This is a genomic window from Streptomyces sp. DH12 (genome assembly GCF_020873895.1).
GTDB lineage: Bacteria > Actinomycetota > Actinomycetes > Streptomycetales > Streptomycetaceae > Streptomyces.
In genome coordinates, this window is record NZ_JAHWGT010001267.1 from 1 (window position 1) to 431 (window position 431).

At 76.8% G+C, this 431-nt stretch carries 1 protein-coding gene; it reads left to right on the forward strand.

Going from position 1 to position 431, the window contains the following annotated elements:
* The coding region (locus LPA54_RS39605) for an FAD-binding protein (RefSeq protein WP_228985243.1) at positions 1–431 on the forward strand (431 nt) is incomplete at both ends.

Consider the following 431-nt stretch of genomic DNA (forward strand, 5'->3'; position numbering starts at 1 on the left):
GTGGTCACCAAGGCGCGCCTCGACGACGGCTCGACCCGCTGGGCGCAGGGCGGCATCGCCGCGGCCCTCGGCGAGGGCGACACCCCCGAGCAGCACTTCGAGGACACCCTGGTCGCCGGCGCGGGCCTGTGCGACGAGGAGGCGGTGCGCATCCTGGTCACCGAGGGCCCCGACGCCGTACGGCGGCTCATCGCGACCGGCGCGCAGTTCGACGAGTCCGCCGACGGCGTCCTGGAGCTCACCCGCGAGGGCGGCCACCACCGCCGCCGCATCGCCCACGCGGGCGGCGACGCCACCGGCGCGGAGATCTCCCGCGCCCTGGTCGAGGCGGTCCGCGCGCGAGGGCTCCGCACGATCGAGAACGCGCTCGTGCTGGACCTGCTCACCGACGCCGAGGGCCGCACCGCCGGCGTCACCCTGCACGTCATGGG